The organism is Novosphingobium sp. IK01 (assembly GCF_033242265.1).
GTDB lineage: Bacteria > Pseudomonadota > Alphaproteobacteria > Sphingomonadales > Sphingomonadaceae > Novosphingobium > Novosphingobium pituita.
In genome coordinates, this window is record NZ_BTFW01000001.1 from 3,285,466 (window position 1) to 3,311,285 (window position 25,820).

Consider the following 25,820-nt stretch of genomic DNA (forward strand, 5'->3'; position numbering starts at 1 on the left):
CACATGGCACGTTCCGTCTGGAAGGGCCCCTTCGTCGACCTGCACCTCCTGAAGAAGGCCGAAGTGGCCCAGGATGCTGGCAGCCGCGCTGGCCCGATCAAGACCTGGTCGCGTCGTTCGACCATCATTCCGCAGTTCGTTGGCCTGACGTTCAACGTCTACAACGGGCAGAAGTTCATCCCCGTCTCCGTGAGCGAAGAGATGGTCGGCCACAAGCTTGGCGAATTTGCGCCCACGCGCAACTTCCCCGGCCACGCCGCTGACAAGAAGGGCAAGCGCTGATGAGCAAGTCTGCAGCTCCCCGCCGCGTCGGTGAAAAGGAAGCTCTTGCGGTCAACACCACGATCCGTGGTTCGGCCCAGAAGCTCAACCTGGTCGCCGCCCTCATCCGCGGCATGAAGGCGGAAGACGCCCTCAATGTCCTGACCTTCTCGAAGAAGGCCATGGCGGTTGATGCCCGCAAGGTGCTCGCCTCGGCGATCGCCAACGCGGAAAACAACCACAACCTGGACGTCGACTCGCTGGTCGTGGCGGAAGCCTCGGTCGGCAAGTCGATCACGATGAAGCGCTTCCACACCCGTGGTCGCGGCAAGTCGACCCGCATCCTGAAGCCGTTTTCGCGTCTTCGGATCGTCGTCCGTGAAGTCGAGGAGGCCTGATCCATGGGTCACAAGTCGAACCCCATCGGTCTGCGTCTGCAGATCAACCGCACCTGGGACAGCCGCTGGTACGCCGAAGGGCGCAACTATCAGCAGCTGCTGAAGGAAGACCTTCAGATCCGCAAGTTCATCGTCGAAAGCCTGCCCCAGGCAGCGATTTCGAAGGTGGTGATCGAGCGTCCGGCCAAGCTGTGCCGCATCTCGATCTACGCGGCCCGTCCCGGTGTGATCATCGGCAAGAAGGGCGCGGACATCGAAAAGCTCCGCGCCAAGCTTGCCAAGCTCACCAACAGCGACGTGAAGCTGAACATCGTTGAAATCCGCAAGCCGGAAATCGATGCCAAGCTCGTTGCCCAGGGCATTGCCGACCAGCTCGTCCGTCGCGTGGCGTTCCGCCGTGCGATGAAGCGCGCCGTTCAGTCGGCCCTGCGTCTTGGTGCCGAAGGCATCAAGATCACCTGCGGCGGCCGTCTCGGCGGGGCGGAAATCGCCCGCGTCGAATGGTACCGTGAAGGTCGCGTTCCGCTGCACACCCTGCGCGCGAACATCGACTACGCCGAAGCCGAAGCCCACACCGCCTACGGCGTGATCGGCATCAAGACCTGGATCTTCAAGGGCGAGATCCTGGGTCATGACCCGCTGGCGCAGGATCGCCTGATGCTGGAAGCACAGACTTCCGGCGTCCGTCCGGCGCGCTGAGGCTTGAGGATAGGCTAGCACCATGCTGCAACCCAAGAAGACCAAGTTCCGCAAGGCGTTCAAGGGCCGTCTCCACGGCAACGCCAAGGGCGGCACCGACCTCAATTTCGGTTCGTACGGCCTCAAGGCCCTCGAACCGGAACGGGTCACCGCTCGTCAGATCGAAGCGGCTCGCCGCGCGATCACCCGCCACATCAAGCGCCAGGGTCGTCTCTGGATCCGCGTGTTCCCCGACCTTCCGGTGACCAAGAAGCCGGCCGAAGTCCGCCAGGGCAAGGGCAAGGGTTCGGTGGAATACTGGGCCGCTCGTGTGAAGCCCGGCAAGATCCTGTTCGAACTGGATGGCGTCGCCGGCCCGCTGGCCGCCGAAGCGTTCAGCCGCGCAGCGATGAAGCTGCCGATCAAGACCAAGGTCGTTGCTCGCCTCGGCGACACTTCGCACCTTGGTGGCGAGTAAGGAGTAGGAATGATGGCTAAGTTCGAAGACCTCCGCGTCAAGAGCGACGACCAGCTTACTGCTGACCTCGCCGAGCTGAAGCGCGAACAGTTCAACCTGCGCTTCCAGGCGGCTACCAGCCAGCTGGAACGTCCCGCGCGCATCAAGGAAGTGCGCCGCGACATCGCGCGGATCAAGACCTTGCAGGGCGAGCGCGCTCGCACTGCCAAGGCTTAAGGAGACACACGATGCCCAAGCGTATCCTGATCGGGACCGTGGTTTCCGACAAGACCGACAAGACCGTGGTCGTGAAGGTCGAGCGCAAGGTGAAGCACCCGCTCTACGGGAAGATCATCCGTCGCTCGAAGAAGTATCACGCCCACGACGAGGCGAATGCCTTCAAGACCGGCGAGACGGTGCGGATCGAAGAGACTTCGCCCTACTCGAAGCTGAAGACCTGGAAGGTTATCGACCGGGTTCAGGCCGGCAAGACCGCCGCGATCGAAGCGGACGTTTGACAAAACGTCCGTTCTCGGTCTTAGGGAGCGTCACGTTTTTGGAACTGCCGGACTGGTTCCGGCAAGCCAGTGAGAAGGAACCGGATCAATGATCCAGATGCAATCCAATCTCGACGTCGCGGACAACAGCGGCGCCAAGCGCGTCCAGTGCATCAAGGTGCTGGGCGGGTCGAAGCGTCGTACCGCGAGCGTCGGCGACATCATCGTGGTGTCGGTGAAGGAGGCGCAGCCCCGCGCCCGTGTCAAGAAGGGCGACGTCCATCGCGCGGTGATCGTGCGCACCAAGAAGGACGTTCGTCGTCCCGATGGCAGCGTCATCCGCTTTGACGGCAACGCTGCTGTGCTCGTCGGCAAGAACGAAGAGCCCATCGGCACCCGTATCTTCGGCCCCGTGGTCCGCGAACTTCGCGGCAAGGGCTTCATGAAGATCATCTCGCTCGCGCCGGAGGTGCTGTAATGGCTGCCGCCAAGATCAAGAAGGGCGACACCGTCGTCGTTCGCACGGGCAAGGACAAGGGCCGCACGGGCACCGTGCTCCAGGTTCTGCCCAAGGATGACAAGGTGGTCGTGGGTGGCGTGAACATCGCTGCCCGTCACCGCAAGCCGAGCCAGTCGAACCCGCAGGGCGGCATCGACCGCTTCGAGGCTCCGCTGCACATCTCGAAGGTTGCCGTGGCCGACAAGGATGGCAAGCCCACCCGCGTCCGCTTCGAAACCCGCGATGGCAAGAAGGTCCGCGTGGCCGTCAAGTCCGGGGAGGCCATCGATGGCTGACAAGTACACTCCGCGCCTGAAGGGCAAGTACGACGCCGAGATCGCTGCCGCGATGAAGGCGAAGTTCGGCTACAAGAACGACCTTGAAATTCCGCGTATCGAAAAGATCACGCTGAACATGGGCGTTGGCGAAGCGAGCCAGGACAAGAAGAAGGTCCAGACCGCCGCCGCCGAAATGGAACTGATCGCCGGTCAGAAGCCGGTTGTCACCAAGGCCAAGAAGTCGATCGCGCAGTTCAAGCTGCGCGAAGGCATGCCGATCGGTTGCAAGGTCACCCTGCGCCGTGAACGCATGTACGAATTCCTGGATCGTCTGATCACCATCGCGATGCCCCGCATCCGCGACTTCCGCGGGCTCAACCCGAAGTCGTTCGACGGCCGTGGCAACTATGCGATGGGTCTCAAGGAACAGATCATTTTCCCTGAGATCAGCTACGACCAGATCGACAAGGTGCGCGGTCTCGACATCATCGTGACCACCTCCGCGAAGACCGACGACGAGGCGCGTGAGCTGCTTCGCCTTTTCGGTTTCCCGTTCCCGCAGGAAGCCGCCGAACAGGCGCAGGCCGCCTGAAGCCAGTCATAGGAAAGAGCTTAAGTCCATGGCGAAACTGAGTTCGATCAACAAGAACGAGCGTCGCAAGAAGCTCGTTGAAAAGTTTGCGGCCAAGTATGCCGCGCTCAAGGCCACTGCCGACGACGAGTCGCTCGATGAAACCGAGCGCCTCATTGCCCGTCTGAAGATGGCCGAGCTGCCGCGTAACGCTAACCCGACGCGCGTCCGCAACCGTTGCAACACCACCGGCCGCCCGCGTGGCTACTACCGCAAGTTCGGCCTCTGCCGCGTCGAACTGCGCGATCTCGCCAACAAGGGGCTCATCCCCGGCGTGACGAAGTCGAGCTGGTAAGGAGCCTCATCGATGGCATTGACCGACCCCCTGGGTGATATGCTCACCCGTATCCGCAACGGCCAGCAGGCGAAGAAGGACTCGGTCCTCTCGCCCGCTTCCAAGCTGCGTGCGCACGTTCTCGAAGTTCTTCAGCGCGAAGGCTATATCCGCGGCTTCAGCGAGGACGCCACCGGCGCCCACCCGCAGCTGCGCATCGAGCTGAAGTATTTCGAAGGCCAGCCCGCGATCAAGCATGTGGCCCGCGTCTCCAAGCCCGGCCGCCGCGTCTATTCGGGTTCCAAGGAACTCCCGATCGTGCGCAACGGCCTTGGCATCACCATCGTTTCGACGCCCAAGGGCGTGCTCTCGGACGCCGAAGCACGCGCTGCCAACGTCGGCGGTGAAGTGCTCGCGGAGGTGTTCTGATGAGCCGCATCGGCAAGAAGCCGGTGGCGATCCCGAGTGGCGTCACCGCTGACATCGCGAACGGTCAGCTGACCGTGAAGGGCCCCAAGGGCGCCCTCACGCTGAGCCTGGTCGACGAGATCGTCTACGCCGTCGAAGACGGTGCGATCTCGGTGCAGCCTGCCAACGACACCAAGCGCGCTCGCGCGTTCTGGGGCATGCAGCGCACGCTCGTCTCCAACCTCGTCACCGGCGTGACCGAAGGCTACACCAAGGTCCTTCAGATCACCGGCGTCGGCTACCGTGCGAACATTCAGGGCAAGAACCTGAAGCTTCAGCTCGGCTACAGCCACGACGTGGATTTCGCCGTGCCGGAAGGCATCGAGATCAAGACCCCGGATAACACCACGGTCGAAATCTCGGGTATCGACAAGCAGAAGGTCGGCCAGGTTGCGGCCGAGATCCGTCGCTGGCGCAAGCCCGAACCCTACAAGGGCAAGGGTATCAAGTACCGCGGCGAGTTCATCTTCCGCAAGGAAGGGAAGAAGAAGTAATGGCAAAGCTGTCTCTCTTCGATCGCCGCCGTCGCCGCGTCCGCACCGCCCTCAAGGCGCGTGCGGGTGGCCGCCCGCGTCTCTCCGTGCACCGCACGGGCCGTCACATCTACGCCCAGATCATCGACGACGCGGCTGGCCGCACCGTGGCTTCGGCCTCGTCGCTGGTGAAGGGCGAGAAGTCGATCGGCGCCAACCTCGAAGCTGCTGCCCTCGTTGGCAAGCAGATCGCCGAAAAGGCCAAGGAAGCCGGTGTCACCACCGTCGTCTTCGACCGTGGCGGTTACCTGTTCCATGGCCGCGTCAAGGCGCTGGCTGACGCTGCCCGCGAAGGCGGGCTGGAGTTCTGATCATGGCTGACGAAACCAACCTGCAGGGCGAAGCCACTGCCGTCGTCGAACAGACCGGTGGTGAGCAGCGCGAAGGTCGCGGTCGCGGTCGTGGCCGTGGCGGCGAGCGTGGCGAACGCGGTGAACGTGGCGGCCGTGGCCGTCGCGACGACCGTCGTGGCCGCAACAACAACGACGAGGAACAGGGTGAGGAGCTGATCGAAAAGCTCGTTCACATCAACCGAGTCTCGAAGACCGTGAAGGGCGGCAAGCGCTTCGGCTTTGCAGCTCTCGTCGTGGTCGGCGACGGCAAGGGTCGCGTTGGCTTCGGCCACGGCAAGGCCCGCGAAGTGCCCGAAGCCATCACCAAGGCGACCGCTTCGGCCAAGAAGAAGATGGTCCGCGTTCCGCTCAAGGAAGGCCGCACCCTGCACCACGACGGCAAGGGCCGTTTTGGCGCCGGCAAGGTCAATGTCCGCTCGGCTCCGGCCGGTACGGGCATCATCGCGGGCGGTCCGATGCGCGCCGTCTTCGAAAGCCTGGGCGTTCACGACGTGGTGACCAAGTCGGTCGGCACTTCGAACCCCTACAACATGATCCGCGCCACCTTCGACGCGCTGACCGACCAGACTTCGCCGAAGTCGGTTGCCCAGCGTCGTGGCAAGAAGGTTGCTGATCTGCTCGGCCGTGGTGGCGCTTCGCAAGTCGAAGCCGAAGCCGCTGCCGAAGCCATCGCGGAGTAATCGGTCATGGCTACGATCAAGATCAAGCAGATCGGTTCGCCGATCCGTCGCCCCGAACATCAGAAGAAGATTCTGACCGGTCTGGGCCTGGGCAAGATGAACCGCGTCGTCGAGGTGGAAGACACCGCCGAAGTGCGCGGCGCCATTGCCAAGCTGCCCCACATGGTGGCCGTGGTCGACTGACCCGGTTGCCATAAGGCAAGCCTTCAGGAAGAGCCCCGGGCCGCAAGGTTCCGGGGCTTTTTCGTGGTCGGGTCTGGAAGGGCGGGGCCTTTACGCCATCCGAACCGCATGCGAATCGCCCGACAGGGGGTGACAAACCCGCGCTGATCGACTAGGGGCCCCGTTCCTCAAGCGCGACAAAAGCGAAAGCGAGTGCAGATTATGAAGCTCAATCAGATTTCCGACAATGGCGGCGCCCGCAAGGGTCGCATGCGCGTGGGCCGTGGTATCGGCTCGGGCAAGGGCAAGACCGCCGGTCGCGGCCAGAAGGGCGCCAAGGCGCGTTCGGGCGTTTCGATCAACGGCTTTGAAGGCGGCCAGATGCCCCTTCACATGCGCATCCCGAAGCGCGGCTTCAACAACATCTTCGCCAAGGACTACGCCGAAGTGAACCTGGGCGCGATCCAGAAGTTCATCGACGCGGGCAAGCTCGACGTGTCGGGCGTGGTCGATCACGCGGCCCTGAAGGCTGCCGGTCTGGCCCGTGGTGGCAAGAACGGCGTGCGCCTGCTGGCCAAGGGCGAACTGACCACCAAGGTCAGCTTCAAGGTTGCCGGTGCCTCGAAGGGCGCCGTGGCTGCCGTTGAAAAGCTCGGCGGCGCGGTCGAAGTGACCGTCGTCAAGGCCGCTGCGGAGGCCTGAGGCCTTTAAATGACGTGAAGGTCGGGCGCGGGGGTTATTGCATCCCTGCGCCCTTCCTATATGGCCCTGATGGTATTTTCTCGTACCTCAGTGACGCGCTGCCCGCGGCCTTCGTGCCGTTCGGGCCCCAGCAAGGCTTGATACCCGACCATGGCATCCCGCGCCGACAACATCGCCAGCAACCTCAACCTGTCGAACTTTTCGAAGGCGACAGAGCTCAAGAAGCGCATCTGGTTCACCGTTGGTGCGCTGATCGTGTTCCGGTTCTTGAGCTTCGTGCCGCTGCCCGGCGTCAATCCGCTGATTCTCGAATCGCTCTACAACCAGACGCGCGGCGGCATTCTCGACATCTTCAACGCCTTTTCGGGCGGTTCGCTCCAGCGCATGAGCCTGATCGCGCTCGGCGTGATGCCCTACATCACCGCCTCGATCGTGGTGCAGCTGGCCGCCTCGCTTCACCCCGCGCTCGCCGCCCTCAAGAAGGAAGGCGAAAGCGGTCGCAAGAAGCTCAACCAGTATACCCGCTATGGCGCCGTGTTCCTCACCGCCGTGCAGGGCTATGCCATTGCCACGGGGCTTGAGGCCTATGGCGCATCGAGCGGCATTCAGGCCGTCGTGCTGCCGGGCCTCCTGTTCCGCATCACCGCCGTCATCAGCCTGATCGGCGGGACCATGTTCCTGCTGTGGCTGGGTGAGCAGATCACCTCGCGCGGGATCGGCAACGGGACCTCGCTGATCATCATGGCCGGCATCGTCGCCCAGATGCCCAAGTTCATCGGCAACATGTTCGAGCAGGGCCGCACCGGCCAGCTCAACGGGTTCGTGATCGTGGGTGTCGTCGCGCTGCTGCTGGGCGTGGTCGTCGTGATCTGCTTCTTCGAGCGCGCCACGCGCCGTCTGCTGATCCAGTATCCCAAGCGCATGACCCAGCGCGGGATGACTGCCGACCGCAGCCACCTGCCGCTCAAGCTCAACACCGCCGGCGTCATTCCGCCGATCTTTGCCAGCTCGCTGCTGCTGCTGCCGCTGACCATCACCCAGTTTGCGGGCAAGTCGATCTCGCCCGACACCACCTGGGGCCAGGTGATCATCGCGCTCAACCAGTATCTGGGCCATGGCAAGCCGCTCTACATGCTGCTCTATGCGGCGGGCATCGTGTTCTTCAGCTTCTTCTACACCGCGGTTGTCTTCAACCCGGAGGAGACGGCGGAGAACCTCAAGCGCAACGGCGGCTTCATTCCGGGTATCCGTCCGGGCAAGAACACCGAAAACTATCTTGATTACGTCCTCACCCGGATCACCGTGCTGGGCGCTGGCTATATTACTTTCGTCTGTGTTGTGCCCGAGTGGATCATGGCCGAAACAGGTATGGGTTCGCTGTTCTTTGGCGGCACCAGCCTGCTTATTGTGGTCAACGTGACGGTCGATACCATCACGCAGATTCAGTCGCACCTGTATGCCCACCAGTACGGTGACCTGATCAAGAAGGCCAAGCTGAAGGGTCGCCTGCGCTAAGACGCGGGCAGAACGAGGGGAATGCCAGAGTGAATATCATCCTGTTGGGCCCGCCGGGCGCGGGCAAGGGAACCCAGGCCCAGCGCCTGGTGGAGCGCCACGGTCTCAAGCAGCTGTCCACCGGCGACATGCTGCGCGCCGCGGTCAAGGCCGGAACGCCCGTCGGGCTTCAGGCCAAGGCGGTGATGGAAGCGGGCCAGCTGGTCTCCGACGAGATCGTCTCGGCCCTGATCGGTGACGAACTCGACGCCATGGGCGCGGGCACCGGCGCCATTTTCGACGGCTATCCGCGCACGGAAGCCCAGGCGATCTCGCTCGACGCGATTCTCGCCAGCCGTGGCCGCAAGCTCGACCATGTGATCGAACTGGAAGTGGACGAAGACGCGCTCGTCGAGCGCATCACCGGTCGCTACACCTGCGCCACCTGCGGCAAGGGCTATCACGACACGTTCGAGAAGCCCAAGGTCGAGGGCACCTGCGACAAGTGTGGTGGCCACGAATTCAAGCGTCGTCCCGACGACAACGAAGAAACCGTGCGCACGCGCATGGCTGAATACCGCGCCAAGACCGCGCCGATCCTGCCGGTCTACGAAGCGCGCGGCATCGTTGCCCGTGTCGACGGCATGGCGCCGATGGACGAGGTGACCGCAGCGATCGAGGCCATTCTGGCCTGAACGCGAGGCTCCCGGTCCTGACGCAAGCGGGTACGGGAGGTCACAGACATGAGGAGGGCGGCAATGCGGTCAGGACATCCCGGCGGGATGGCGGGCTGGATTGCCGCCCTTTTGCTTGCGCCCTCGGCGCTGTTGGCGGGCGCGACGGCGGCGCGGGCCGAAGTGGCCATGCAGGATGAACGCGGTTTCGTCGTGCGCGAGGTGGCCGAAGTGGCCGCGCCTCCCGCCGAAGTCTGGCGCACGCTGGTCCGCCCCGCGGTCTGGTGGTCGGGCGAGCATACCTTTTCGGGCGACGCGGCCAATCTGACCCTCGATCCGGTTCCCGATGGCTGCTTCTGCGAGCGGCTTCCCGCTTCCGGGGAGGCGGGGAAGGGGGCACAGGGCGGCGTGCAGCACATGCGGGTCGTCTATGCCGAGCCGGGGGCGGTCTTGCGTCTGACCGGCGCGCTGGGCCCCTTGCAGAGCGAGGCGCTGCTGGGCACCATGACCATTACGCTCAAGGCCGGAAGCACGGCGGGAACCCGGATTCTCGTCGAATATGTCGTGGGCGGCTATATGCGCTATCGCCCCGAACAGATCGCGCCTGCGGTCGATCGCATGCTGGGGCAGCAACTGGCCGGGCTTGTGGCCAAGCTGGGGGCCGCTGCGCCGTCGTCTGCCGGGCCCAACCCTGCAAAACCCGAAGCCGGCAAAACCCTGCCCGTTAAAATGGACCCGGCCAAGGTCGGCCCCGGCAAACCGGATATCGCCATGTCCCCCGCCACGCACCCTGTCGCGCACAAGGCCGTCCAGGCGAAAGCGGGGGTGGCCAGGCCACTGACCGGTGAAGCGGCGGCCCGTAAGAAAGCACAGGCCGCCTTCGATGCCGCGCTCGGAGACGATAGTCACCCTTGACCGGTTGCTTGTGCGACTCGCTAGCAGTGCGAGGCGCGCTGTCGGGCGGGGCGCTGCACGAAACGGTTGGTGGAGCTGTAACCTCGCTTTGACGCAGACCCCCTTTTCGGCTATAAAGCGTCCATAGCTGCTGCGGCCCCCGATGCTACGGGGAGGCCGCATGCGCTCCTGTCGCCTTTGTGGTTGACCTTTTCCTGAAAAAATCCTACTTGCGCCTTTCACTCGAGCGAGGAAGGTCTTTGCAAGTCCGGTGTAAACGGTTGCGCGGGGCTGTGGAAGGGCGTTTTTCGGCGGGTGTTGTCGCGATGAGATAGGGTGCCGGCTTCGATTCGGTGCCCTGTGGAGCAAACGGAGAAACAAGTGGCTCGTATTGCCGGGGTCAATATCCCCACCAACAAGCGCGTGATCATTGCGCTTACCTACATCCACGGCATTGGCTCGTTCAAGGCCCGTCAGATCGCCGACAAGCTCGGCATCGACCATGCCCGCCGCGTTCAGGATCTCTCGGACGCCGAAGTGCTCCAGATCCGTGAAGCGATCGACGCCGAACACACCGTGGAAGGCGACCTGCGTCGCGAAACCGCGATGAACATCAAGCGCCTGATGGACCTGGCCTGCTATCGTGGCCTGCGTCACCGCAAGGGCCTGCCGGTCCGTGGCCAGCGCACGCACACCAATGCGCGCACCCGCAAGGGCAAGGCCAAGCCGATCGCCGGCAAGAAGAAGTAAGATCCCTGCGCGGCCTTTGATGGCCCAGGATCTTCCCCAACGGTTTCTCGACAGGAATTCAGCACATGGCACGCGAACCCCAGCGCATTAAGCGCCGCGAGCGCAAGAACATCACCAGCGGTGTTGCGCACGTGAACGCCAGCTTCAACAACACCATGATCACCATCACCGATGCCCAGGGCAACGCCATCTCGTGGTCGTCCGCCGGCATGATGGGCTTCAAGGGCAGCCGTAAGTCGACCCCGTACGCCGCTCAGGTGGCCGCGGACGACGCCGGCAAGAAGGCCGCCGAACACGGCGTGCGCACCCTTGAAGTGGAAGTGAAGGGCCCGGGTTCGGGTCGTGAAAGCGCCCTTCGCGCGCTTCAGGCGGTTGGTTTCACCATCACCGCCATTCGCGACGTGACCCCGATTCCCCACAACGGCGTGCGTCCGTCCAAGCGCCGTCGCGTCTGACCTGCCTTTTGGCGAGTGGCGCGCGAGGTACCACGCGCGCCACACCCGCCCAATACCCTGACCGGTTGCGGCGCCTTCGGGCCGACTGCCGGCGCTCTTCGTAACACCCTAGGGGAATTCCATGACTGTCAACATCAAGAACTGGCAGGAACTGAAGAAGCCCAACACTCTCGAGATCAAGCCCGGCACCGATCCGAAGCGTCGCGCGACTTTCGTTGCCGAACCGCTCGAGCGGGGCTTTGGTCTCACCCTTGGCAATGCTCTGCGGCGCGTGCTGCTCTCGTCGCTTCAGGGCGCGGCGGTGACCTCGATCAAGATCGAGAACGTGCTGCACGAATTCTCGTCGCTCGCCGGTGTGCGCGAGGACGTGACCGACATCGTTCTGAACGTCAAGCAGATCGCGCTCAAGATGCAGGGCGAAGGCCCCAAGCGTCTTCAGCTCTCCGCGATCGGGCCGGGCGAAGTGAAGGCTGGCGACATCGCCGTGACCGGCGACATCGAGGTGATGAACAAGGATCTCGTGATCTGTCATCTCGACGAAGGCGCGACCTTCAACATGGAACTGACCTGCGACAGCGGCAAGGGCTATGTCCCGGCCGTGTCGAACCGTCCGATCGATGCGCCCATCGGGCTCATCCCGGTCGACTCGCTCTATTCGCCGGTGCGCCAGGTTTCCTACAAGGTCGACAACGCCCGCGTGGGCCAGGAGCTTGACTACGACAAGCTCAGCCTGACGGTCGAAACCGACGGCACCGTCACGCCCGAAGACGCCGTGGCCTATGCCGCGCGCATCCTTCAGGACCAGCTGGCCCTGTTCGTCCACTTCGACGACCAGGTTCCCACCGGCCATGCACCCTCGCTGGCGGGCGTCGCTGCCCACACGCCCGAGGAAAGCGATGCCAACCAGCTCAACCGCTACCTTCTCAAGAAGGTGGACGAGCTGGAACTGTCGGTGCGTTCGGCCAACTGCCTCAAGAACGATAACATCATCTACATCGGCGACCTGGTCCAGAAGACCGAGGCCGAGATGCTCCGTACCCCCAACTTCGGCCGCAAGTCGCTCAACGAGATCAAGGAAGTGCTCTCGTCGATGGGTCTGCGCCTGGGCATGGACATCCCCGGCTGGCCGCCGGAAAACATCGAGGAAATGGCCAAGAAGCTCGAACAGGAGCTGCTGGGCTAAGCCTCGCGCCTTTTCGCGGAAACCGGCGCGCCCCAGTGGCGGGCCGGTTTTTGCACAAACGGGAACGGGCTGCCCGTCAATTCAGCCTGGATCGGGGTACCTGACACGGCCCCCCTACGAACGGAGAATGAGTTATGCGTCATAAGCTGGGCCAGCGTAAGCTGGGTCGTACTTCGGCTCACCGTATTGCGCTGCTGCGCAACCTGGCCGCCGCCCTGATCAAGCACGAACAGATCACCACCACCCTGCCCAAGGCGAAGGAACTGCGTCCCTACGTCGAAAAGCTGATCACGCTTGCCAAGCATGGTGGCCTGTCGAACCGTCGTCTGGCGCACGCGCGCATCCTCGACGAAGCGCAGGAAAAGAAGCTGTTCGAAGTCCTCGCCGCGCGTTTCGCCGACCGCGACGGTGGCTACACCCGCATTATCAAGGCCGGCTACCGCGCTTCGGACGCCGCTCCGATCGCCGTGATCGAACTGGTTGACCGCGACGTGACCGCCAAGGGCCTCGATTCGGGTCCGGTGCTGGTTGCCGACGAAGACGAACTCGAAAACGCCTGATCGCAAGGGGCCGTTTCCGGCTCCTTCTGAATGGCAAAAGAAAGTGGGCGGGGCCGCGAGGCTTCCGCCCATTTTCTTTTCAGGAAAAGGAAGACGAAGGGGCCATCGCCCCTTCAACCCCGGAACGCCTGCTGACCTTGCTTTTTTTTGGGGGCGGCACGCCTCCATCATGGCGTTGCGCTATTTTGCGGTCGGGCCTAGCGTCGGGGCATGAGGGTATGGCGATTGGTCAAGGCCGGGCAGCGCAAGCTCGATGGGGAGGGGGCGCGACGGTATGGCGGGCGGTATTGTTCGCCGGGGTTGGCTATCGTCCCTTTTGCCAGCGAGGCCGGTTTGGCGGTTCTGGTGCGCCTGCGCTATCTTGATGGGCCCGCGCAGGCTTGTGAGGACGCTTACGAACTGGGCTGGACCGAAATCGATGCACAGGCAGAGCGGGTACCGGAGGAATTGGATCCAGCCGGTCGGGTCGCTTTTGTCGATGCCTGGGCTCATGAACAGCGCTCGTTGCTGGCCGCCTTGCGCTCGGCGGTCCTGCCTGAGGCAGACGTGATTCTGATGAATGCCGAGCATCCCCAAGCGGCTCTTGTCGCGCCCTTGCAGGTTCGTTCCTTCAGCTTTGCCGATTGTCTGCACCGCCCGCCCATGCTCGACCGTTTCGCGTGATGGAACACATATATCGGGCAATGGCCGGGGCTGGATTGGTCCTGCTTTTCGCTGGACCGCTTCAGGCCGCGCCCGAAGCGTTGCAGCAGGCCTATCCCGAAACGCGGCGTGATCCGGTGGTCGAGACGCGGTTTGGCCAGAACGTGGCCGATCCCTGGCGCTGGCTCGAAGCCGACATGCGCACGAGCCCCGAGGTGGCCAACTGGGTCGCGCGTGAAAATAGCCTGACGGCAGGCTTTCTGGCGCGCCTGCCGGGGCGCGATGCCTTTGCCGCGCGCATCCGCAGCCTGTTCGATTACGAACGCATTTCGTTGCCGCGCAAGGCCGGGCACAGCTATTTCACCCTGCGCAACAGCGGCTTGCAGAACCAGTCGGTGCTCTATGTGCAGGACCGGGCGGCACAAGTGCCCCGCGTGCTGCTCGATCCCAATGACTGGTCGGCCGATGGCACCAGGGCGCTCGATGCCTGGGTGCCCTCGCGCAGTGGCCGCTATCTGGCCTTTGGCGAGCAGGACGGGGGGAGCGACTGGCGCAGGCTCGGCGTGGTCGAGGTGCACAGCGGGCGCGTTCTGGCCGACAGCCTCGAAGGCGTGAACGACAGCCTGATCGGATGGGTGGGCGACGAGGGCTTCCTCTATTCACGCTATCCGGTCCCGCCCGGCGGGCAGGCCTTTGGCGCGGTGCTGGCTAACAAGGCCTTGTGGTTTCATCGCGTGGGGACGCCCCAGTCCGATGATGTGCTGGTCTATGCGACGCCCGATCATCCGGGGTGGGGGCACAAGGCCTTCGTTACCTCCGATTCGCGCTGGGCGGTAATCCTGACGGACGAGGGCACGCAGGCCCGGCGCATGGTTCATCTGGTCGATCTGCGCGGGGGCGTGCGCGGGCTGGAACGCAAGGCCGGGGCAGGCTGGCCGGTGCTGCCGCTGGTCGATGATTTCCGGAACGACTGGAAGATCGTCGAGGGGCAGGGGGACCGCCTGTGGTTCATCACCGATGCCGGGGCGCCCAATGGCATGGTTGCGGAACTCGACATCGGACCGGCGGGAGGCTCCGGGCTCGACCCGTTCCGGCGGACGCTGGCTGTCGCAGACGAGAGCAGTGCGCGCTGGCGGGTGGTGGTGCCCCCGCGTGACTGGGTTCTGGCCGGGGGCAATGTCGTGGGGGATCGCCTGATCCTGTCCTATCGGCACGATGGCGCGACGACAGCGGTGGTGACCGACTTGCGGGGCCGACCGGCCCGCGCGATCACGCTCAACGGCATCGGCGTTGCCACGGGCTTTTCGGGCCGGCCGGGCGATCCGGAAACCTTCTATCAGTTTTCCAGCTTCAACCTGCCTCCCACGATCTATCGATTCGATCTTCGGACCGGGCAGGCCAGCCCCTTTGCCAGCCCGCGTCTGTCTTTCGACCCGGCGGACTATCTGGTCGAGCAGCGCAGCTATCGCTCGCGCGACGGGACGATGGTGCCGCTCTACCTCGTGCGTGCCCGCAAGGCGGCAGGCCGCGCATTGCCGACGCTGCTCTATGGCTATGGCGGGTTCGACATCACGCCCACGCCGGGCTGGTCGCCGGTTCGCATGGCCTGGCTTCAGGCGGGGGGCGCCTTTGCGCTGGCGGGCATTCGCGGCGGTGGCGAATTCGGCGAGGCATGGCACGATGGCGGGCGCCGGGCCGCCAAGCAGAACAGCTTCGATGATTTCATCGCGGCGGGTGAATACCTGATCGGACAGGGGATCACGCCCAAAGGGGGGCTGGCGATCCAGGGCAGTTCCAACGGCGGGCTGCTGGTCGGCGCGGTGGTCAACCAGCGGCCAGACCTGTTCGCGGCGGCCAATCCCGATGTCGGGGTGATGGACATGCTGCGCTTCGATCGCTTCACCGGCGGGCGCCAGTGGATCGACGATTATGGCGACCCCGCGCGCGAGGCCGACTGGAAGGTGCTGCGCGCCTATTCCCCCTATCACAACATCCGCGAGGGCGCCGACTATCCGGCCATCCTCGTCACCACGGCAGAGGGTGACGACCGCGTGGTCCCGGCCCACAGCTTCAAATATGTCGCCGCGCTCCAGGCTGCCGCCCTCGGCCCGCGTCCCCGCCTGCTGCGCGTGGAAGCCGGGGCCGGCCATGGCGGGGGCAAGCCCATCGACAAGATCATTGCCACCAGCGCCGACGTACTGGCCTTCCTGGCCAGCTACACCGGCCTGCCCGCTCCCCCCGGCGCCCCAACGCCATAACCTGCCCCTGTTGCCTCCAGCCGCCGCACGCCGCAAAGAAGCCGTCCCATGAAGAAGAAGCGCCGCTATCTCACCGCGACAATGCCCGATGGTTATGTTAAGACCATCGGGCCGACGAACGACAGCTTTACGCACTACTGGCGGATCGTGGCCGAGCTGGAAAACGGCAAGACCGAGGTGTTCTGGGGCCATACCCGTTCGCTGGAGGAAGCCCGACGCAAGCGCGCACCCGCAGCAGAGGCGGCAAGGATGCGCGGATGGAAGAGTTTCGCGTTCGAGATCGCCGAACTCGTCGAAACACCAGCCTGATGTGATGCTGCCTGAGGCCATGCGCCACCCTGTTTCTCCCTTCTTCGGGGCATCACGCCCCCTTGCGAGGCGGGCATGGCGTGACTATCCGCAATGAGAACCACCGATGGGATCGACGACCATGACCGCTTTTCACGACCGCGGGCACATTCCTGCGAGCAACCTCGCCCATGACGAGGAAATGGTGTTCCGTGTCCATGCCCGGCGCAACCGCCTGCTGGGCCAGTGGGCTGCCGAACGCATGCAGCTCAACCAGGCCGAGACCGAGGCCTATGCCAAGGGCGTCGTTCAGGCCGACTTTGAGGAAGCGGGCGACGAGGATGTGATCCGCAAGCTTCTGGGCGACCTGATCGCTGCGGGTGTGGACAGCTCGGACGCCGAAATTCGCGCTGCCATGGATGCCAAGTCGGTGGAAGCGCGCCGCCAGTTGATGGGAGAATTGTAATGGCGATGGCTGCCGCCGATATTCAGGCGATGATTCTGGCCGCGATGCCCGACGCCGATGTGACGATCACCGATCTGGCCGGAGACGGCGATCACTATGCCGCGCACGTGGTTTCCCCCAGCTTTTCGGGCATGAGCCGTGTGGCCCAGCACAAGGCGGTCTATGCCGCGCTGGGCGGCCGCATGGGCGGCGTGCTCCATGCCTTGCAACTGACCACGGCCGCCCCCAAGTAAGGGCCGAAAGGAACCGATCCCACCATGACTACGCACGCGCGCATCGACGAAATCGTCAAGGGCAATGATGTTGTCCTCTTCATGAAGGGCACCCCCCTGTTCCCGCAATGCGGGTTCTCCAGCCGCGCCGTGGCGATTCTCGAACGCCTTGGCGTCGATTATGCCAGCGTGGACGTGCTTCAGGACATGGAAATCCGCCAGGGCATCAAGGCCTATTCGGACTGGCCGACGATCCCCCAGCTCTATGTGAAGGGCGAATTCGTGGGCGGCTCGGACATCATGACCGAAATGTTCGAGGCTGGCGAACTGGCCGAACTGATGGCCCAGGCCGAAGTCAAGCCCGCTGCCTGAGGGCACGGGGCTGCCCGGTGCAGCCCCGCCTCTTGCGATCAGACGCGGTTTCCCTTGCGGGAAGCCGCGTTTTTTCGTGGCCGGGCAGGCACGCCGTCAAGGCTGGAACGGGGCTTGGAAAGTGCCGGGGCCGGGCTCATCATGGTGCCATGATGATCGATCCGCCTCCTGATCCTGTCCCGTCCCCTTCCGCAGCCTCCATGGGCGAGCCGGCGGCAACGGTGATCGTGTTCCGTCATGCGCGGGAAACGGGGGCTGCGGAAATCCTGCTGGTCGAGCGTTCGTCCCGTCTGGCCTTTGCCGGTGGAGCGACGGTCTTTCCCGGTGGCAAGGTCGATCCTGCCGACCGTGCGCTGGCCGTTCACGAGATGGCGCGCAAGGCGCGCGAAGGCGCGGGGCTGGACCCTGAAGACGTGGCGGGCAGGATCGCCGCCGTGCGTGAAACGCTGGAGGAAACAGGCTTGCTGGTCGCTCTGGTCGCCGCGAGCGGAGAGGCTGCCCCCTTCACGGCGGTTTCGGCCCGGGCCGCGCGAGTGATGCTGGTGGAGGAAGGGGGCGCGCTGGCGCCGGTGCTTGCCCGGTTTGGCTGGTCGCTCGATCTCGAAGGGCTGGTGCCCTGGGCCCGCTGGTGGCCGCGCGACAAGCCGGGGCGGATCTTCGATACCCGGTTCTATCTGGCCGATCTGGGGACTGGTGCGGTCGATCTGGCCGTCGATGGCACCGAAAACCGGCGGCTGTTCTGGGCCAGTGCGCGCGATGCGCTGGCGCTGGCCGACAAGGGCGCGATCCACATCATCTATCCCACGCGCCGCAATCTCGAACGTCTGGCCGATTTTCCCGATTTCGCGGCCTGCCGGGCCCATGCGCAGACCATTCCGGTCGTGCCGATCTCGCCGCGCATGGTGCTGCGCGAGGGATGCGAGTGGCTGATGATTCCGCCCGGCCATGGCTATCCGGTTCTTGGCGAACCGCTGCGAGGGGCAATCCGCGACTGAATGCCACGCCGATGCACGATGGACTTGCATCCACAATCGAGAATATGGCAGGGCGGATTTGAACCAATAAGGATAAGTATTTATCCTAAGGTTTGTTCCTATGCCCTTCCGCGGCGGCTCGGGGTGAATGCTTAAGCGCGCGTGATGTAGGGCAGGGGGCGGCAGTGTCCGTGCGGCTGTTTGCGGTGCGGGGGCAAGGGCTGTGTGCAAGGGCCGGAGTGGACCTCTGGAATGGCCGCAGATGGAAATGGAATTGTTTGGTGCAATGGAAAAAAATTCCTTCCTCTGGCATTTTCAGGGCGTCGCGCAGGGGCGTGAACGGGATTCTGTGGCCCGCTTTCCGGGCTGGTTTCGTGTCCTTTTCCCGGTGACGTTTTGCGGCGCCTTCTGGGGCGGCGTGATCTGGCTCCTGCTTCGCCCATAAGGTCCGACAGGCCTGATCGCCGTCAGCTAACGAACCATCTTGGGTTAATCCGGCGCTGACGGGATCGGGCGCCACTTCCTATCGTCGCGTGACGGGTGCCGCAAACGGCGCCGCTCGATGATGGGGACTGTCACCGTGAATCATCGTCACAATGTCGCCACCGTGCCCTGGACCGCCACGCCGGTCTGCGTGCCGGTGGAGCCGTCTGCTGCGCGTCGTGCCATCCTTGCCCGCACCGGACCTGAAGGCCTTTTGCCCGGCGAGCCCTCTCTTGCGAGGGGCCTGCTTGCGGACACCCCCGTCGGGCCCTCACCTGACGCGGGCGATGCCGGGCCGCGTCGGGGGGACGAGCGATGGCGGGGGGGCGAGCGATGGATCCGCTTCGTGGACGTGAGCGTATCGCTGGCGGCGCTCCTGTTCTTCCTGCCGCTGATGATCACGATTGCAGCTGCGGTCTGGCTGTCCGACAAGGGGCCGGTGCTGTTCCGCCATCGCCGGGTGGGGGCAGGGGGGCGCCATTTCTACTGCCTCAAGTTCCGCTCGATGTGTACCGATGCCGATGCCCGGCTTCGCCATGTTCTGGAGACCGACGCGGAAGCCCGCGCCGAATGGCAGGCCACCCACAAGTTGCAGCGCGATCCGCGCATCACCACGCTCGGGCGTTTTTTGCGCAAGAGCAGCCTCGATGAATTGCCGCAACTGATCAACGTCCTGCGCGGCGACATGAGCCTGGTGGGCCCGCGCCCGATCGTCGATGCCGAAGTGCCCCGCTATGGCCGCCACTTTGCTGCCTATTGCGCGGTCAGGCCGGGGGTGACGGGCCTGTGGCAAGTCGCGCGCCGGGATGACACCTCGTATCGCCGCCGGGTTGCTTGCGATCTCTACTATCGCCGGAGCCGCTCCTTGCGCTTCAACTTGCAGATCATGGTCTTGACGGTGCCGAGTGTCCTGCTGGCGCGTGGAGCCTTTTGACGCGAAAGACCGAACGGGGCCGGAATATCGAACGGGGCCCAATATCGAACGGGGAAAGCGCCCCCCGGCACTTTCCCCGCGATACGTGCCGAAGCACGCATTAGCCGACCGTGCCGAGGCACGAATGGCTTACATCGACTTGTGTGGGAATACTCGTGTGGACATGGACCAATCTGTCATTTCACAATGACTGCTGCCCCGGCACGAATGGGCAACAGCGCGTCCAGGCGCCTGCGTCTGACACATCTCCCCCTGCGCAGACGGGCGTCTGGCAAAGCAAGGTCTAGAAAACGAGGAGGGCGAACCCGATCCAGAACACCTGGCTCACGGCCAGGCCGATCAGGAGCCCCTTTGCCGCAGCAGTGCTCTCGGCAGCGGGGCTGTCATGGAATGAGACGAACCTGTCTTCACGAAATGATTGAGTAGACATCCTGCAACCCTTGTTTTTTGGCCTTTTTACCGGCCTTGGCATTGTCTTGTTGTGACATGGCTTATTGTGACATGGACTGTGCCGTGACACGGGCCCTCCCGCTACATTTTGCCTTTTTGACTCCTGCCTTGTTTTCGGCAGTTCGAGGCATTTTCTCTTTTTGGCGGCTTTGTGCCGCATGTTCCTTTTGGAACGTTGGACAGGGCCCGGCTTGTTTTCGCCATGCTCCTGTCGGTCCGGCCTTGCCGAAAGGGCTCCAGGGGCCCTTGCGGTTCAACCGTCTGACACTGGCTTTTCACAGCGAGGTCGTGTTGTAAACCCCCGGATAATACTGATTTTACAGGCCGATGCGGCGCAACAGGCATCCTGTTGCGCCGCATGGCGCTGTTTGCGGGGCTTCCGGCGCGCGCGCTGCGCGCAAGTGCGTTGCGCTGCACAATGTCGTGGCTGGCGAACAAGGTTGATTGCAGGTTCACCGTTTTTCTTCCGCTTCAAGACCTTGGCGGTCGGGCTCCCCGTGCGGTCTGTGCACTGATGTCAAGCAATGTCATGATTATGAAACAGAAAGGCGGGTGCCGCCGGTTTGGGGGGCCATGCCGGGCGGGGCGATGCGGCGATGGGGGCGGGGCGGGGATGTCCTGATGGCCGGGGCGGTGCTTCGCGGGTGCAAGATGCATGGGACGAAACCGTCGCGACACGGGCCGGGGCCATTTGGAAATTCCGCATTGCTGCGTTGCGGGGGCAAATTTTTTTTGGGGGGAGGGGGCTCGTGGCCTGCGAACACGGCCCCCGTCGCACGAATCGTCGCTGCGTGCGAGCGGGATGGGGTGTGAATTGCGCCGGACCGGCCATGCGGCGGGGCCCTTGTTCCCGGTGATTCTCCCTGCCTTTCCTGCGTTTTCGGCTGTGAGTGGAGGGAGGCGGGCGGGGCTAGTGGGTCGGTAACGGAGCCAACGCGCGTGGACCGGACAGGGCGCCTGCCGTCCAATACCCCCCGTTCAACGAGGGGACAGCGCGCCATATGCTGCGAATCCATGTTGCCATTGCCACTGTTGGCCGCGCCGCGCTGGCGCGCAAGACGATCGATCTTCTGGCCGGGCAGTCGCGGCGCCCTGACGGCGTTCTCGTCGTCGGCGCGGCGGAGGCCGACATTGCCGGTCTTGCCGACAGCCCGCTCCACCCCGAAGTGGCGCTGGCCGCGCGCGGCCTGTGCCGCCAGCGCAACCGCGCGCTCGAACTGCTGGCCGGGCGCTGCGACGTGGTGATCTTCTTCGACGACGATTTCGTGCCATCGCCCGATTATCTCGCTGCGGTAGAGGCCATTTTCGAAGGTCAGGCCGATGTTGCGGGGATCACCGGCAATCTGGTGGGCGATGGCGTGCGCCATGGCGGCTTCGGGATCGCCCAGGCCCAGGCGATGATCGCGGCCCGGACCTTGCAGCTCGACCCCGCGATCATCCCGCGCGAGGCGCTCTATGGCTGCAACATGGCGCTGCGCATGGCCGATGTCGGCGATCTGCGCTTTGACGAGGCGCTGCCGCTCTATGGCTGGCAGGAGGATATCGATTTCACCATGCGCCTTGCGCGGCGCGGGCGTCTGGTGTCGACCGGGCTGGTGTCCGGGGTCCACCTCGGCGTGAAGGGCGGGCGGACATCGGGGCTCAGGCTCGGCTATTCGCAAGTCGCCAATATCGTCTACCTCCTGCGCAAGGGGACGATGCCGCGCGCGCTGGCGCGCAAGCTGCTCTGGCGCAATCTGGCCAGCAATGTCCTGCGCGCCGGGTTTCCCGAGCCGCATGTCGACCGGCTGGGGCGCTTGCGGGGCAATGCCATGGCGCTCGTCGATCTCGTGCGCGGGCGGATCGACCCGCGCCGCATCGAAAGCATGTGAGCGCCGTGCGGCCCATCGCGTTCAATGGCAAGTTTCGCGCGGGCAAGCACAATGGCGTGTCGCGCGTGGCCGATCGCCTGATCCGCGAGGTGGACAGCCTGCTGTCGCAGATGCCGCCTGACGAGCGGCCTCCTGTCCGGCTGATCGTTCCATCCGGCTGCCCGCCCGAGGAGCCCTATCGCGCGATCACCATCGAGGAAGACGGCCAGGGCCCCAGCCAGAAGTGGGAGCAGCGCCGCCTGCCTCGCCTCGCGCGGGGGAGCCTGCTGGTCAATCTCGCCAATCTGGCCCCCGTCACCCACCGGCCCAAGGTGCTCATGCTGCACGACGCGCAATTCTGCCGTCCCGATTGCTCCTATCCGCTGCGCCAGCGCCTCGGCTATCGGCTGCTGGCCCCGTTGATGGCACGGACGAGCCGGGTGGTGCTGACGGTTTCGGACTATTCGCGGCAGGATCTCACCCGGTTCGGGGTGATCGGCTCGGGGCGTGTCGAAATCCTGCACAATGGCGCCGATCACATCCTCGAAGTGCCCGCTGACGAGCGCGCGCTGGAACGGCTGGGGCTGATCCACGGGGAATACCTGCTGATGTTCGGCAGCGTGAAGGCCTACAAGAACAACCAGGTCGTGTTCGAGGCCATGGCTTTGGCCGGAGAGGCGAGCCGGGCGGGCATGGACTGGCCGCCGCGCCAGTTGGTCATCGTCGGCCCGGATCGTGCCGCGCTCGAAGCGGCGGGGCTTCACCCGCCCGAGAACACGGTCTTTGCCGGTCCCTGCAACGACAGCGTGTTGCGCGCGCTCTACGAAGGGGCGCAGGCCCTGTTGTTCCCCTCGCGCACCGAAGGCTTCGGCCTGCCCCCGGTGGAGGCGATGCTGTGCCATTGCCCGGTGATCGCGGCGCCCTGCGGCGCGGTTCCCGAAGTTTGCGGCGCGGCGGCCCTGATGGCCGACCCTGACCGGCCCGACATCTGGCTGGCGCAGATCGCCGCGCTCGACGATCCCGAAACGCGCGCGCTGGCGGTTCGCGCGGGGCTCGCACGGGCCGGGCGCTATACCTGGGCCAATGCCGGGCGGACGCTGCTGCGCCTGCTGCTGGAGGTGGCGCGATGAGGCTGGCTTCATCGGCTGCCGTTCCCGATGGCCTGATGCGCGTGGGGCTCGCTGCGCGGCTGGCCCGGTGGGCGCGCGGGGGAAGCCTGACGGCGGTGATCGCCATGGCCGCGCGGGCGAGCAGCCAGTTGGCGCTGCTCGGCGTTACGCTGGTGGCCACGCGCACGCTGATGCCCGCCGATTTCGGCGTCTTTGCCATCGCGGCGGCCTTTCTCACGCTTTCGCGCACGATGCTCTACACCGGGCCGTTCGAATATGTGCTCAAGGCACCCGAGGCCGAAGGGCCTGCCGTGGCGAGTGCGGGGCTGGCGGCCAACATGCTGGTCGCGCTGGGCTGGGTGGCGATGCTGGTGGGGCTGGGGCTGGCCGCGCCGCTGCTGTTTCGCGGGCCGGGGGTGGCGCTTTTGCTGTTCTGTCTGGCGCCCTCGAACCTTTTGGCGGCGGTGGCTGGCTGGGAAGAGGCCTTGCTGCTGCGCGGGCAAAAGGTGCGGCGCTATTATGCGATCACCGTGGCGACCGAGATCGGCGCCGGGCTGGGGGCGGCGCTGCTGCTGCTGGCCGGGTGGGGGCTGTGGGCGCTTGTCGCGCAAGTCTATGCGCGGCTGCTGATCTTCATCGTCGCCTACCGGATGGTGTTGACCCTGCCCGACCTGCCGCGCGCCGACCCGGAGACGACGCGCGCGGTGCTGGCCTGGTCGTGGAGCCGCTATGGCTCGATCATCGTGGGGTTTCTGGCCAATTACAGTGGCGATCTCCTGCTCGGCGCGGTCTTTTCGCCTGCTGCTTCGGGGCTCTATCGCGCGGGCAACCGGCTGGTGACGGCGCTGGCCGACATGTTCGTGCAGCCTGCGACCCTGCTGGTGACGACAGGTCTGGCGGCAGAACATGCGCGGGGCGAACATGCAGGGGGGCAACAGGGCGCGGGAACGGGCTGGCTCAGGATGGCGGGCGTGTTCGGGGCGCTGTGCTGGCCCGCGCTGGCCGGGGTGGTGGTGGTGTCCGATCTGGTCGCGCCGCTCGTTCTGGGGCCGGCCTGGGCCGGGGCCGGGCCGATTATCGCGGTCTTTTGCCTCGCTCGCATGGCGGCCCTGCCGATTGCCGTGGCCGGGGCCGTTCTGGTGATCGAGAACAGGCAGGATCGCGTGCTGTGGATTCAGTCGGTGGCGGCGCTCGTGACCGTGGGGCTCACGCTGGCGCTGGCCCACAAGGGGCCTTTGGCGGCGGCGCTGGCGACGGCATGCGTGGCCGTGGGCTGGGCCGGGGCGCTGGGCTGGGCGGCGTGGCAGGCGCGCCGGGGTGATGACGGGATGCTGGGTGGCGGCGCGCTGGGCGATCTCCTGCGCTTGATCGGCTGGCCCACGCTGACGACTTTCGGGCTGGCCTGGGGCGCGCGCCTTGTGGCCGGCTATTGGGGGCTGGCCCCTGCCTTCACGCTGGCACTGGTGATCGTCACGGGCCTCGTCGCCTGGGGGCTGGCGCTGCTGAGCGCACGCGGCCCCTTGCGCGCAGGGATTGCCGCACTGGCGCGGTGACGAATCGCGGCGGCGCCGGATCGCTTTCCATCCAGCGAATGCTGTGTGTCACAGCCTCTGGCCGGAAGCGGTGACACAGCTGATTTGTTTTTGTTTTCTCTGGCACCGCCCCCGTTCTGGCTGGACAGGAGAATATGTCGGCAAGGCTCTTCATCGACACAACACGGGGCAAGGCTTGTTGCACGGCTTGCGGGGGAGAAGGGGCCGATGGCCCCTTCGTTATCAAGCCTCAGGAAATCAGCCGGGGCACCGCCATGCCGCGCACGTCGAAATGCGCGTCGGGGTGTTCGGCCCCGCCATCGCGCGGGGCGGCGCGGTGCTGGACGACGCCGTTCTTGCCGAAGCCTTCGACGACGGGGCGGGCGCCCTTGCTCGACAGCCACAGGCGCAGGAGGTGGCGGCGGCGCTGCGGCTCGGGCCAGTCCCAAAAGGTCGTGCGGGCGTGGAGCGCGGCATAGTTCGACAGCCACTGGATGTCGCCGGGGCGGAAATCCATCTCGATGGCCATGCCCGGCTCGTAGGTGATCTCGTCGAAGAGGCGCAGCACCTCGATCTGGTCGTCGGTGAGTTTGGGCACGCCCTCGTAGTCCTGGGCAGTCAGGATATAGAGCGAGCCCGCGTACATGCTGAACACGCCCTGTTCGAGGCTGACGATGGGCGAGGTGTAGGTATCGGCGGGGGCCTCGTGATCCTGCCGGCGCCAGTCCCAGTGGAACGGCTCGAACAGCAGGGGGGCGAGGTCGGGGCGGCGGCGCAGGATCTCGTTGTAGATTTCCGCGCCCGAAACGAGGCACGAGGCCCCGCCTTCGCGCGCGCCGCGCAGGCACATCAGCGCCACGATGTCCGAACTGTCCGAATGGTAGACCAGCTTGTCGCGCACTTTCGAGGACAGCGCGGTGGGATCGTCCATCGTCTTGTCGGAGGTGGCATAGATATGGTCGATCAGGTCGCCCATCTCGTTCTGGCGGATGGGATCGCCCATGTGCAGGCCCAGAATGTAGTAGATCGCGCTCGACAGCGCGTCGGAATAGAGATCGGCGCGCAGCCCGCGCACGAGCACGAAGCCGCGTCCGAATTCGACTTCCTGCCGCCATTCCTCGCAGGCCGTGGCGGTTTCGACGAGGGGATAATCCTCGGCTCGGACCGTGCGCAGGTCGGGGTTTTCGGCCATGAAGCGGGTGCCCAGCGCTTCGAGTTCGGCGATCTGGGCGTCTGACAGCGGATAGATCCAGTCCTGCCCCTTGCTCAGCTGGTCGCCGCGCCATGCGGCCCGGCTGGTGATTGGCGCCAGAACGGGCGCCAGATCGGGGGAGGGGGGAGTGATCACGGACAAGGCTGGCATCCTTTC

General features: G+C 65.0%; 36 protein-coding genes. 35 read left to right on the plus strand and 1 reads right to left on the minus strand.

The genetic code is table 11. The features are described from left to right. Positions 1 to 3: 3 nt before the first annotated feature. The 35 genes from rpsS (at position 4) to SBI20_RS15395 (ending at position 24,472) form a co-directional block, all read left to right on the plus strand. Complete coding sequence (gene rpsS / locus SBI20_RS15225; RefSeq protein WP_022675059.1) at positions 4 to 282, plus strand: 30S ribosomal protein S19; 279 nt, start codon at positions 4 to 6, stop codon at positions 280 to 282. Continuing rightward, complete coding sequence (gene rplV, locus SBI20_RS15230; RefSeq protein ID WP_317975811.1) at positions 282 to 659, plus strand: 50S ribosomal protein L22; 378 nt, start codon at positions 282 to 284, stop codon at positions 657 to 659. Before rpsS ends, rplV begins: the two co-directional genes overlap by 1 nt. A gap of 3 nt (positions 660 to 662) precedes the next feature. Continuing rightward, positions 663 to 1,358 (plus strand): 30S ribosomal protein S3, encoded by a 696-nt coding sequence (rpsC, locus tag SBI20_RS15235; RefSeq protein WP_191324404.1) that lies wholly within the window; start codon positions 663 to 665, stop codon positions 1,356 to 1,358. Between the two features lie 22 nt (positions 1,359 to 1,380). Further along, positions 1,381 to 1,815: a 50S ribosomal protein L16 gene (gene rplP / locus SBI20_RS15240; protein ID WP_317975812.1), complete on the plus strand. Its 435-nt coding sequence runs from the start codon at positions 1,381 to 1,383 to the stop codon at positions 1,813 to 1,815. Positions 1,816 to 1,824: 9 nt separating this feature from the next. Continuing rightward, complete coding sequence (gene rpmC, locus SBI20_RS15245; RefSeq protein WP_022675055.1) at positions 1,825 to 2,031, plus strand: 50S ribosomal protein L29; 207 nt, start codon at positions 1,825 to 1,827, stop codon at positions 2,029 to 2,031. Positions 2,032 to 2,042: 11 nt separating this feature from the next. Continuing rightward, positions 2,043 to 2,312 (plus strand): 30S ribosomal protein S17, encoded by a 270-nt coding sequence (gene rpsQ, locus SBI20_RS15250; RefSeq protein WP_317975813.1) that lies wholly within the window; start codon positions 2,043 to 2,045, stop codon positions 2,310 to 2,312. 88 nt (positions 2,313 to 2,400) lie between these two features. Beyond that, positions 2,401 to 2,769 (plus strand): 50S ribosomal protein L14, encoded by a 369-nt coding sequence (gene rplN / locus SBI20_RS15255; RefSeq protein WP_022675053.1) that lies wholly within the window; start codon positions 2,401 to 2,403, stop codon positions 2,767 to 2,769. Then, positions 2,769 to 3,086 carry a 50S ribosomal protein L24 gene (gene rplX, locus SBI20_RS15260; RefSeq protein WP_317975814.1) on the plus strand — a complete coding sequence of 106 codons (318 nt, stop codon included), beginning with the start codon at positions 2,769 to 2,771 and terminating at the stop codon, positions 3,084 to 3,086. Before rplN ends, rplX begins: the two co-directional genes overlap by 1 nt. Next, positions 3,079 to 3,660 carry a 50S ribosomal protein L5 gene (rplE, locus tag SBI20_RS15265; protein ID WP_317975815.1) on the plus strand — a complete coding sequence of 194 codons (582 nt, stop codon included), beginning with the start codon at positions 3,079 to 3,081 and terminating at the stop codon, positions 3,658 to 3,660. Before rplX ends, rplE begins: the two co-directional genes overlap by 8 nt. A 28-nt stretch (positions 3,661 to 3,688) precedes the next feature. After that, positions 3,689 to 3,994 (plus strand): 30S ribosomal protein S14, encoded by a 306-nt coding sequence (rpsN, locus tag SBI20_RS15270; protein WP_317975816.1) that lies wholly within the window; start codon positions 3,689 to 3,691, stop codon positions 3,992 to 3,994. Positions 3,995 to 4,006: 12 nt separating this feature from the next. Beyond that, a complete protein-coding gene (rpsH, locus tag SBI20_RS15275) occupies positions 4,007 to 4,402 on the plus strand; it encodes a 30S ribosomal protein S8 (protein WP_317975817.1) in 396 nt (131 codons plus the stop codon). Next, complete coding sequence (rplF, locus tag SBI20_RS15280) at positions 4,402 to 4,935, plus strand: 50S ribosomal protein L6 (RefSeq protein ID WP_317975818.1); 534 nt, start codon at positions 4,402 to 4,404, stop codon at positions 4,933 to 4,935. The genes rpsH and rplF overlap by 1 nt, the downstream gene beginning before the upstream one ends. Then, entirely contained in the window at positions 4,935 to 5,285 is a 351-nt protein-coding gene (gene rplR / locus SBI20_RS15285; RefSeq protein WP_317975819.1) for a 50S ribosomal protein L18, read from the plus strand. Before rplF ends, rplR begins: the two co-directional genes overlap by 1 nt. A 2-nt stretch (positions 5,286 to 5,287) precedes the next feature. After that, positions 5,288 to 6,007, plus strand: a complete 720-nt coding sequence (rpsE, locus tag SBI20_RS15290) for a 30S ribosomal protein S5 (protein ID WP_317975820.1) — start codon at positions 5,288 to 5,290, stop codon at positions 6,005 to 6,007. A gap of 6 nt (positions 6,008 to 6,013) precedes the next feature. Beyond that, positions 6,014 to 6,190, plus strand: a complete 177-nt coding sequence (gene rpmD, locus SBI20_RS15295; protein ID WP_317975821.1) for a 50S ribosomal protein L30 — start codon at positions 6,014 to 6,016, stop codon at positions 6,188 to 6,190. Positions 6,191 to 6,391: 201 nt separating this feature from the next. Continuing rightward, positions 6,392 to 6,871: a 50S ribosomal protein L15 gene (gene rplO, locus SBI20_RS15300; protein WP_317975822.1), complete on the plus strand. Its 480-nt coding sequence runs from the start codon at positions 6,392 to 6,394 to the stop codon at positions 6,869 to 6,871. Between the two features lie 150 nt (positions 6,872 to 7,021). Beyond that, positions 7,022 to 8,386 (plus strand): preprotein translocase subunit SecY, encoded by a 1,365-nt coding sequence (gene secY / locus SBI20_RS15305; protein WP_317975823.1) that lies wholly within the window; start codon positions 7,022 to 7,024, stop codon positions 8,384 to 8,386. A gap of 29 nt (positions 8,387 to 8,415) precedes the next feature. Next, positions 8,416 to 9,060 (plus strand): adenylate kinase, encoded by a 645-nt coding sequence (locus tag SBI20_RS15310; RefSeq protein WP_317975824.1) that lies wholly within the window; start codon positions 8,416 to 8,418, stop codon positions 9,058 to 9,060. A gap of 63 nt (positions 9,061 to 9,123) precedes the next feature. Then, the gene (locus tag SBI20_RS15315) at positions 9,124 to 9,954 is read left to right on the plus strand and encodes an SRPBCC family protein (RefSeq protein ID WP_317975825.1); all 831 of its coding nucleotides are present in this window, start codon (positions 9,124 to 9,126) and stop codon (positions 9,952 to 9,954) included. A gap of 360 nt (positions 9,955 to 10,314) precedes the next feature. Continuing rightward, positions 10,315 to 10,683, plus strand: coding sequence for a 30S ribosomal protein S13 (rpsM, locus tag SBI20_RS15320; RefSeq protein ID WP_317975826.1), 369 nt, complete (start codon positions 10,315 to 10,317; stop codon positions 10,681 to 10,683). Positions 10,684 to 10,748: 65 nt separating this feature from the next. Beyond that, positions 10,749 to 11,138 (plus strand): 30S ribosomal protein S11, encoded by a 390-nt coding sequence (gene rpsK, locus SBI20_RS15325; protein WP_008065643.1) that lies wholly within the window; start codon positions 10,749 to 10,751, stop codon positions 11,136 to 11,138. Between the two features lie 121 nt (positions 11,139 to 11,259). Continuing rightward, positions 11,260 to 12,321, plus strand: coding sequence for a DNA-directed RNA polymerase subunit alpha (locus tag SBI20_RS15330; RefSeq protein WP_317975827.1), 1,062 nt, complete (start codon positions 11,260 to 11,262; stop codon positions 12,319 to 12,321). Between the two features lie 134 nt (positions 12,322 to 12,455). Next, a complete protein-coding gene (rplQ, locus tag SBI20_RS15335; protein WP_317975828.1) occupies positions 12,456 to 12,881 on the plus strand; it encodes a 50S ribosomal protein L17 in 426 nt (141 codons plus the stop codon). Between the two features lie 225 nt (positions 12,882 to 13,106). Next, the gene (locus SBI20_RS15340) at positions 13,107 to 13,544 is read left to right on the plus strand and encodes an RES family NAD+ phosphorylase (RefSeq protein WP_317975829.1); all 438 of its coding nucleotides are present in this window, start codon (positions 13,107 to 13,109) and stop codon (positions 13,542 to 13,544) included. After that, complete coding sequence (locus SBI20_RS15345) at positions 13,544 to 15,781, plus strand: prolyl oligopeptidase family serine peptidase (RefSeq protein WP_411911566.1); 2,238 nt, start codon at positions 13,544 to 13,546, stop codon at positions 15,779 to 15,781. The genes SBI20_RS15340 and SBI20_RS15345 overlap by 1 nt, the downstream gene beginning before the upstream one ends. 48 nt (positions 15,782 to 15,829) lie before the next feature. Then, entirely contained in the window at positions 15,830 to 16,090 is a 261-nt protein-coding gene (locus tag SBI20_RS15350; protein ID WP_317975831.1) for a hypothetical protein, read from the plus strand. A 121-nt stretch (positions 16,091 to 16,211) separates the two neighbouring features. Continuing rightward, on the plus strand, positions 16,212 to 16,535 hold the full coding sequence (locus SBI20_RS15355; RefSeq protein ID WP_317975832.1) for a DUF1476 domain-containing protein: 324 nt from the start codon (positions 16,212 to 16,214) through the stop codon (positions 16,533 to 16,535). After that, complete coding sequence (locus tag SBI20_RS15360; protein ID WP_317975833.1) at positions 16,535 to 16,768, plus strand: BolA family transcriptional regulator; 234 nt, start codon at positions 16,535 to 16,537, stop codon at positions 16,766 to 16,768. Before SBI20_RS15355 ends, SBI20_RS15360 begins: the two co-directional genes overlap by 1 nt. A gap of 24 nt (positions 16,769 to 16,792) precedes the next feature. Beyond that, positions 16,793 to 17,119, plus strand: a complete 327-nt coding sequence (grxD, locus tag SBI20_RS15365) for a Grx4 family monothiol glutaredoxin (RefSeq protein ID WP_317975834.1) — start codon at positions 16,793 to 16,795, stop codon at positions 17,117 to 17,119. Between the two features lie 149 nt (positions 17,120 to 17,268). After that, complete coding sequence (locus tag SBI20_RS15370) at positions 17,269 to 18,114, plus strand: NUDIX hydrolase (RefSeq protein WP_317975835.1); 846 nt, start codon at positions 17,269 to 17,271, stop codon at positions 18,112 to 18,114. 241 nt (positions 18,115 to 18,355) lie between these two features. Continuing rightward, positions 18,356 to 18,538, plus strand: coding sequence for a hypothetical protein (locus tag SBI20_RS15375; RefSeq protein WP_317975836.1), 183 nt, complete (start codon positions 18,356 to 18,358; stop codon positions 18,536 to 18,538). A gap of 384 nt (positions 18,539 to 18,922) precedes the next feature. Further along, a complete protein-coding gene (locus tag SBI20_RS15380; protein ID WP_317975837.1) occupies positions 18,923 to 19,510 on the plus strand; it encodes a sugar transferase in 588 nt (195 codons plus the stop codon). Positions 19,511 to 20,961: 1,451 nt separating this feature from the next. Beyond that, positions 20,962 to 21,831: a glycosyltransferase family 2 protein gene (locus SBI20_RS15385; protein ID WP_317975838.1), complete on the plus strand. Its 870-nt coding sequence runs from the start codon at positions 20,962 to 20,964 to the stop codon at positions 21,829 to 21,831. Beyond that, a complete protein-coding gene (locus tag SBI20_RS15390; protein ID WP_317975839.1) occupies positions 21,828 to 22,940 on the plus strand; it encodes a glycosyltransferase family 4 protein in 1,113 nt (370 codons plus the stop codon). Before SBI20_RS15385 ends, SBI20_RS15390 begins: the two co-directional genes overlap by 4 nt. Next, entirely contained in the window at positions 22,937 to 24,472 is a 1,536-nt protein-coding gene (locus SBI20_RS15395; RefSeq protein ID WP_317975840.1) for an oligosaccharide flippase family protein, read from the plus strand. Before SBI20_RS15390 ends, SBI20_RS15395 begins: the two co-directional genes overlap by 4 nt. A 229-nt stretch (positions 24,473 to 24,701) precedes the next feature. Here the strand turns inward: SBI20_RS15395 and SBI20_RS15400 are convergent, their stop codons facing one another. After that, positions 24,702 to 25,796 carry a TauD/TfdA family dioxygenase gene (locus tag SBI20_RS15400; RefSeq protein WP_411911567.1) on the minus strand — a complete coding sequence of 365 codons (1,095 nt, stop codon included), beginning with the start codon at positions 25,794 to 25,796 and terminating at the stop codon, positions 24,702 to 24,704. Positions 25,797 to 25,820 lie beyond the last annotated feature (24 nt).

Coding starts and splice junctions, on each gene's coding strand:
- SBI20_RS15375 (WP_317975836.1), top strand. CDS start 18,356: ATGGAAATGGAATTGTTTGGTGCAATGGAAAAAAATTCCTTCCTCTGG.
- rpsK (WP_008065643.1), top strand. CDS start 10,749: ATGGCACGCGAACCCCAGCGCATTAAGCGCCGCGAGCGCAAGAACATC.
- rpsS (WP_022675059.1), top strand. CDS start 4: ATGGCACGTTCCGTCTGGAAGGGCCCCTTCGTCGACCTGCACCTCCTG.
- SBI20_RS15315 (WP_317975825.1), top strand. CDS start 9,124: ATGCGGTCAGGACATCCCGGCGGGATGGCGGGCTGGATTGCCGCCCTT.
- rpmD (WP_317975821.1), top strand. CDS start 6,014: ATGGCTACGATCAAGATCAAGCAGATCGGTTCGCCGATCCGTCGCCCC.
- rplE (WP_317975815.1), top strand. CDS start 3,079: ATGGCTGACAAGTACACTCCGCGCCTGAAGGGCAAGTACGACGCCGAG.
- rpsE (WP_317975820.1), top strand. CDS start 5,288: ATGGCTGACGAAACCAACCTGCAGGGCGAAGCCACTGCCGTCGTCGAA.
- rplN (WP_022675053.1), top strand. CDS start 2,401: ATGATCCAGATGCAATCCAATCTCGACGTCGCGGACAACAGCGGCGCC.
- rplQ (WP_317975828.1), top strand. CDS start 12,456: ATGCGTCATAAGCTGGGCCAGCGTAAGCTGGGTCGTACTTCGGCTCAC.
- rplF (WP_317975818.1), top strand. CDS start 4,402: ATGAGCCGCATCGGCAAGAAGCCGGTGGCGATCCCGAGTGGCGTCACC.
- SBI20_RS15385 (WP_317975838.1), top strand. CDS start 20,962: ATGCTGCGAATCCATGTTGCCATTGCCACTGTTGGCCGCGCCGCGCTG.
- SBI20_RS15395 (WP_317975840.1), top strand. CDS start 22,937: ATGAGGCTGGCTTCATCGGCTGCCGTTCCCGATGGCCTGATGCGCGTG.
- SBI20_RS15350 (WP_317975831.1), top strand. CDS start 15,830: ATGAAGAAGAAGCGCCGCTATCTCACCGCGACAATGCCCGATGGTTAT.
- rpsN (WP_317975816.1), top strand. CDS start 3,689: ATGGCGAAACTGAGTTCGATCAACAAGAACGAGCGTCGCAAGAAGCTC.
- rplX (WP_317975814.1), top strand. CDS start 2,769: ATGGCTGCCGCCAAGATCAAGAAGGGCGACACCGTCGTCGTTCGCACG.
- rplR (WP_317975819.1), top strand. CDS start 4,935: ATGGCAAAGCTGTCTCTCTTCGATCGCCGCCGTCGCCGCGTCCGCACC.
- rpsC (WP_191324404.1), top strand. CDS start 663: ATGGGTCACAAGTCGAACCCCATCGGTCTGCGTCTGCAGATCAACCGC.
- rplO (WP_317975822.1), top strand. CDS start 6,392: ATGAAGCTCAATCAGATTTCCGACAATGGCGGCGCCCGCAAGGGTCGC.
- SBI20_RS15345 (WP_411911566.1), top strand. CDS start 13,544: ATGGAACACATATATCGGGCAATGGCCGGGGCTGGATTGGTCCTGCTT.
- secY (WP_317975823.1), top strand. CDS start 7,022: ATGGCATCCCGCGCCGACAACATCGCCAGCAACCTCAACCTGTCGAAC.
- grxD (WP_317975834.1), top strand. CDS start 16,793: ATGACTACGCACGCGCGCATCGACGAAATCGTCAAGGGCAATGATGTT.
- SBI20_RS15370 (WP_317975835.1), top strand. CDS start 17,269: ATGATGATCGATCCGCCTCCTGATCCTGTCCCGTCCCCTTCCGCAGCC.
- rpsH (WP_317975817.1), top strand. CDS start 4,007: ATGGCATTGACCGACCCCCTGGGTGATATGCTCACCCGTATCCGCAAC.
- rpmC (WP_022675055.1), top strand. CDS start 1,825: ATGATGGCTAAGTTCGAAGACCTCCGCGTCAAGAGCGACGACCAGCTT.
- rpsQ (WP_317975813.1), top strand. CDS start 2,043: ATGCCCAAGCGTATCCTGATCGGGACCGTGGTTTCCGACAAGACCGAC.
- SBI20_RS15330 (WP_317975827.1), top strand. CDS start 11,260: ATGACTGTCAACATCAAGAACTGGCAGGAACTGAAGAAGCCCAACACT.
- rplV (WP_317975811.1), top strand. CDS start 282: ATGAGCAAGTCTGCAGCTCCCCGCCGCGTCGGTGAAAAGGAAGCTCTT.
- SBI20_RS15355 (WP_317975832.1), top strand. CDS start 16,212: ATGACCGCTTTTCACGACCGCGGGCACATTCCTGCGAGCAACCTCGCC.
- rplP (WP_317975812.1), top strand. CDS start 1,381: ATGCTGCAACCCAAGAAGACCAAGTTCCGCAAGGCGTTCAAGGGCCGT.
- SBI20_RS15360 (WP_317975833.1), top strand. CDS start 16,535: ATGGCGATGGCTGCCGCCGATATTCAGGCGATGATTCTGGCCGCGATG.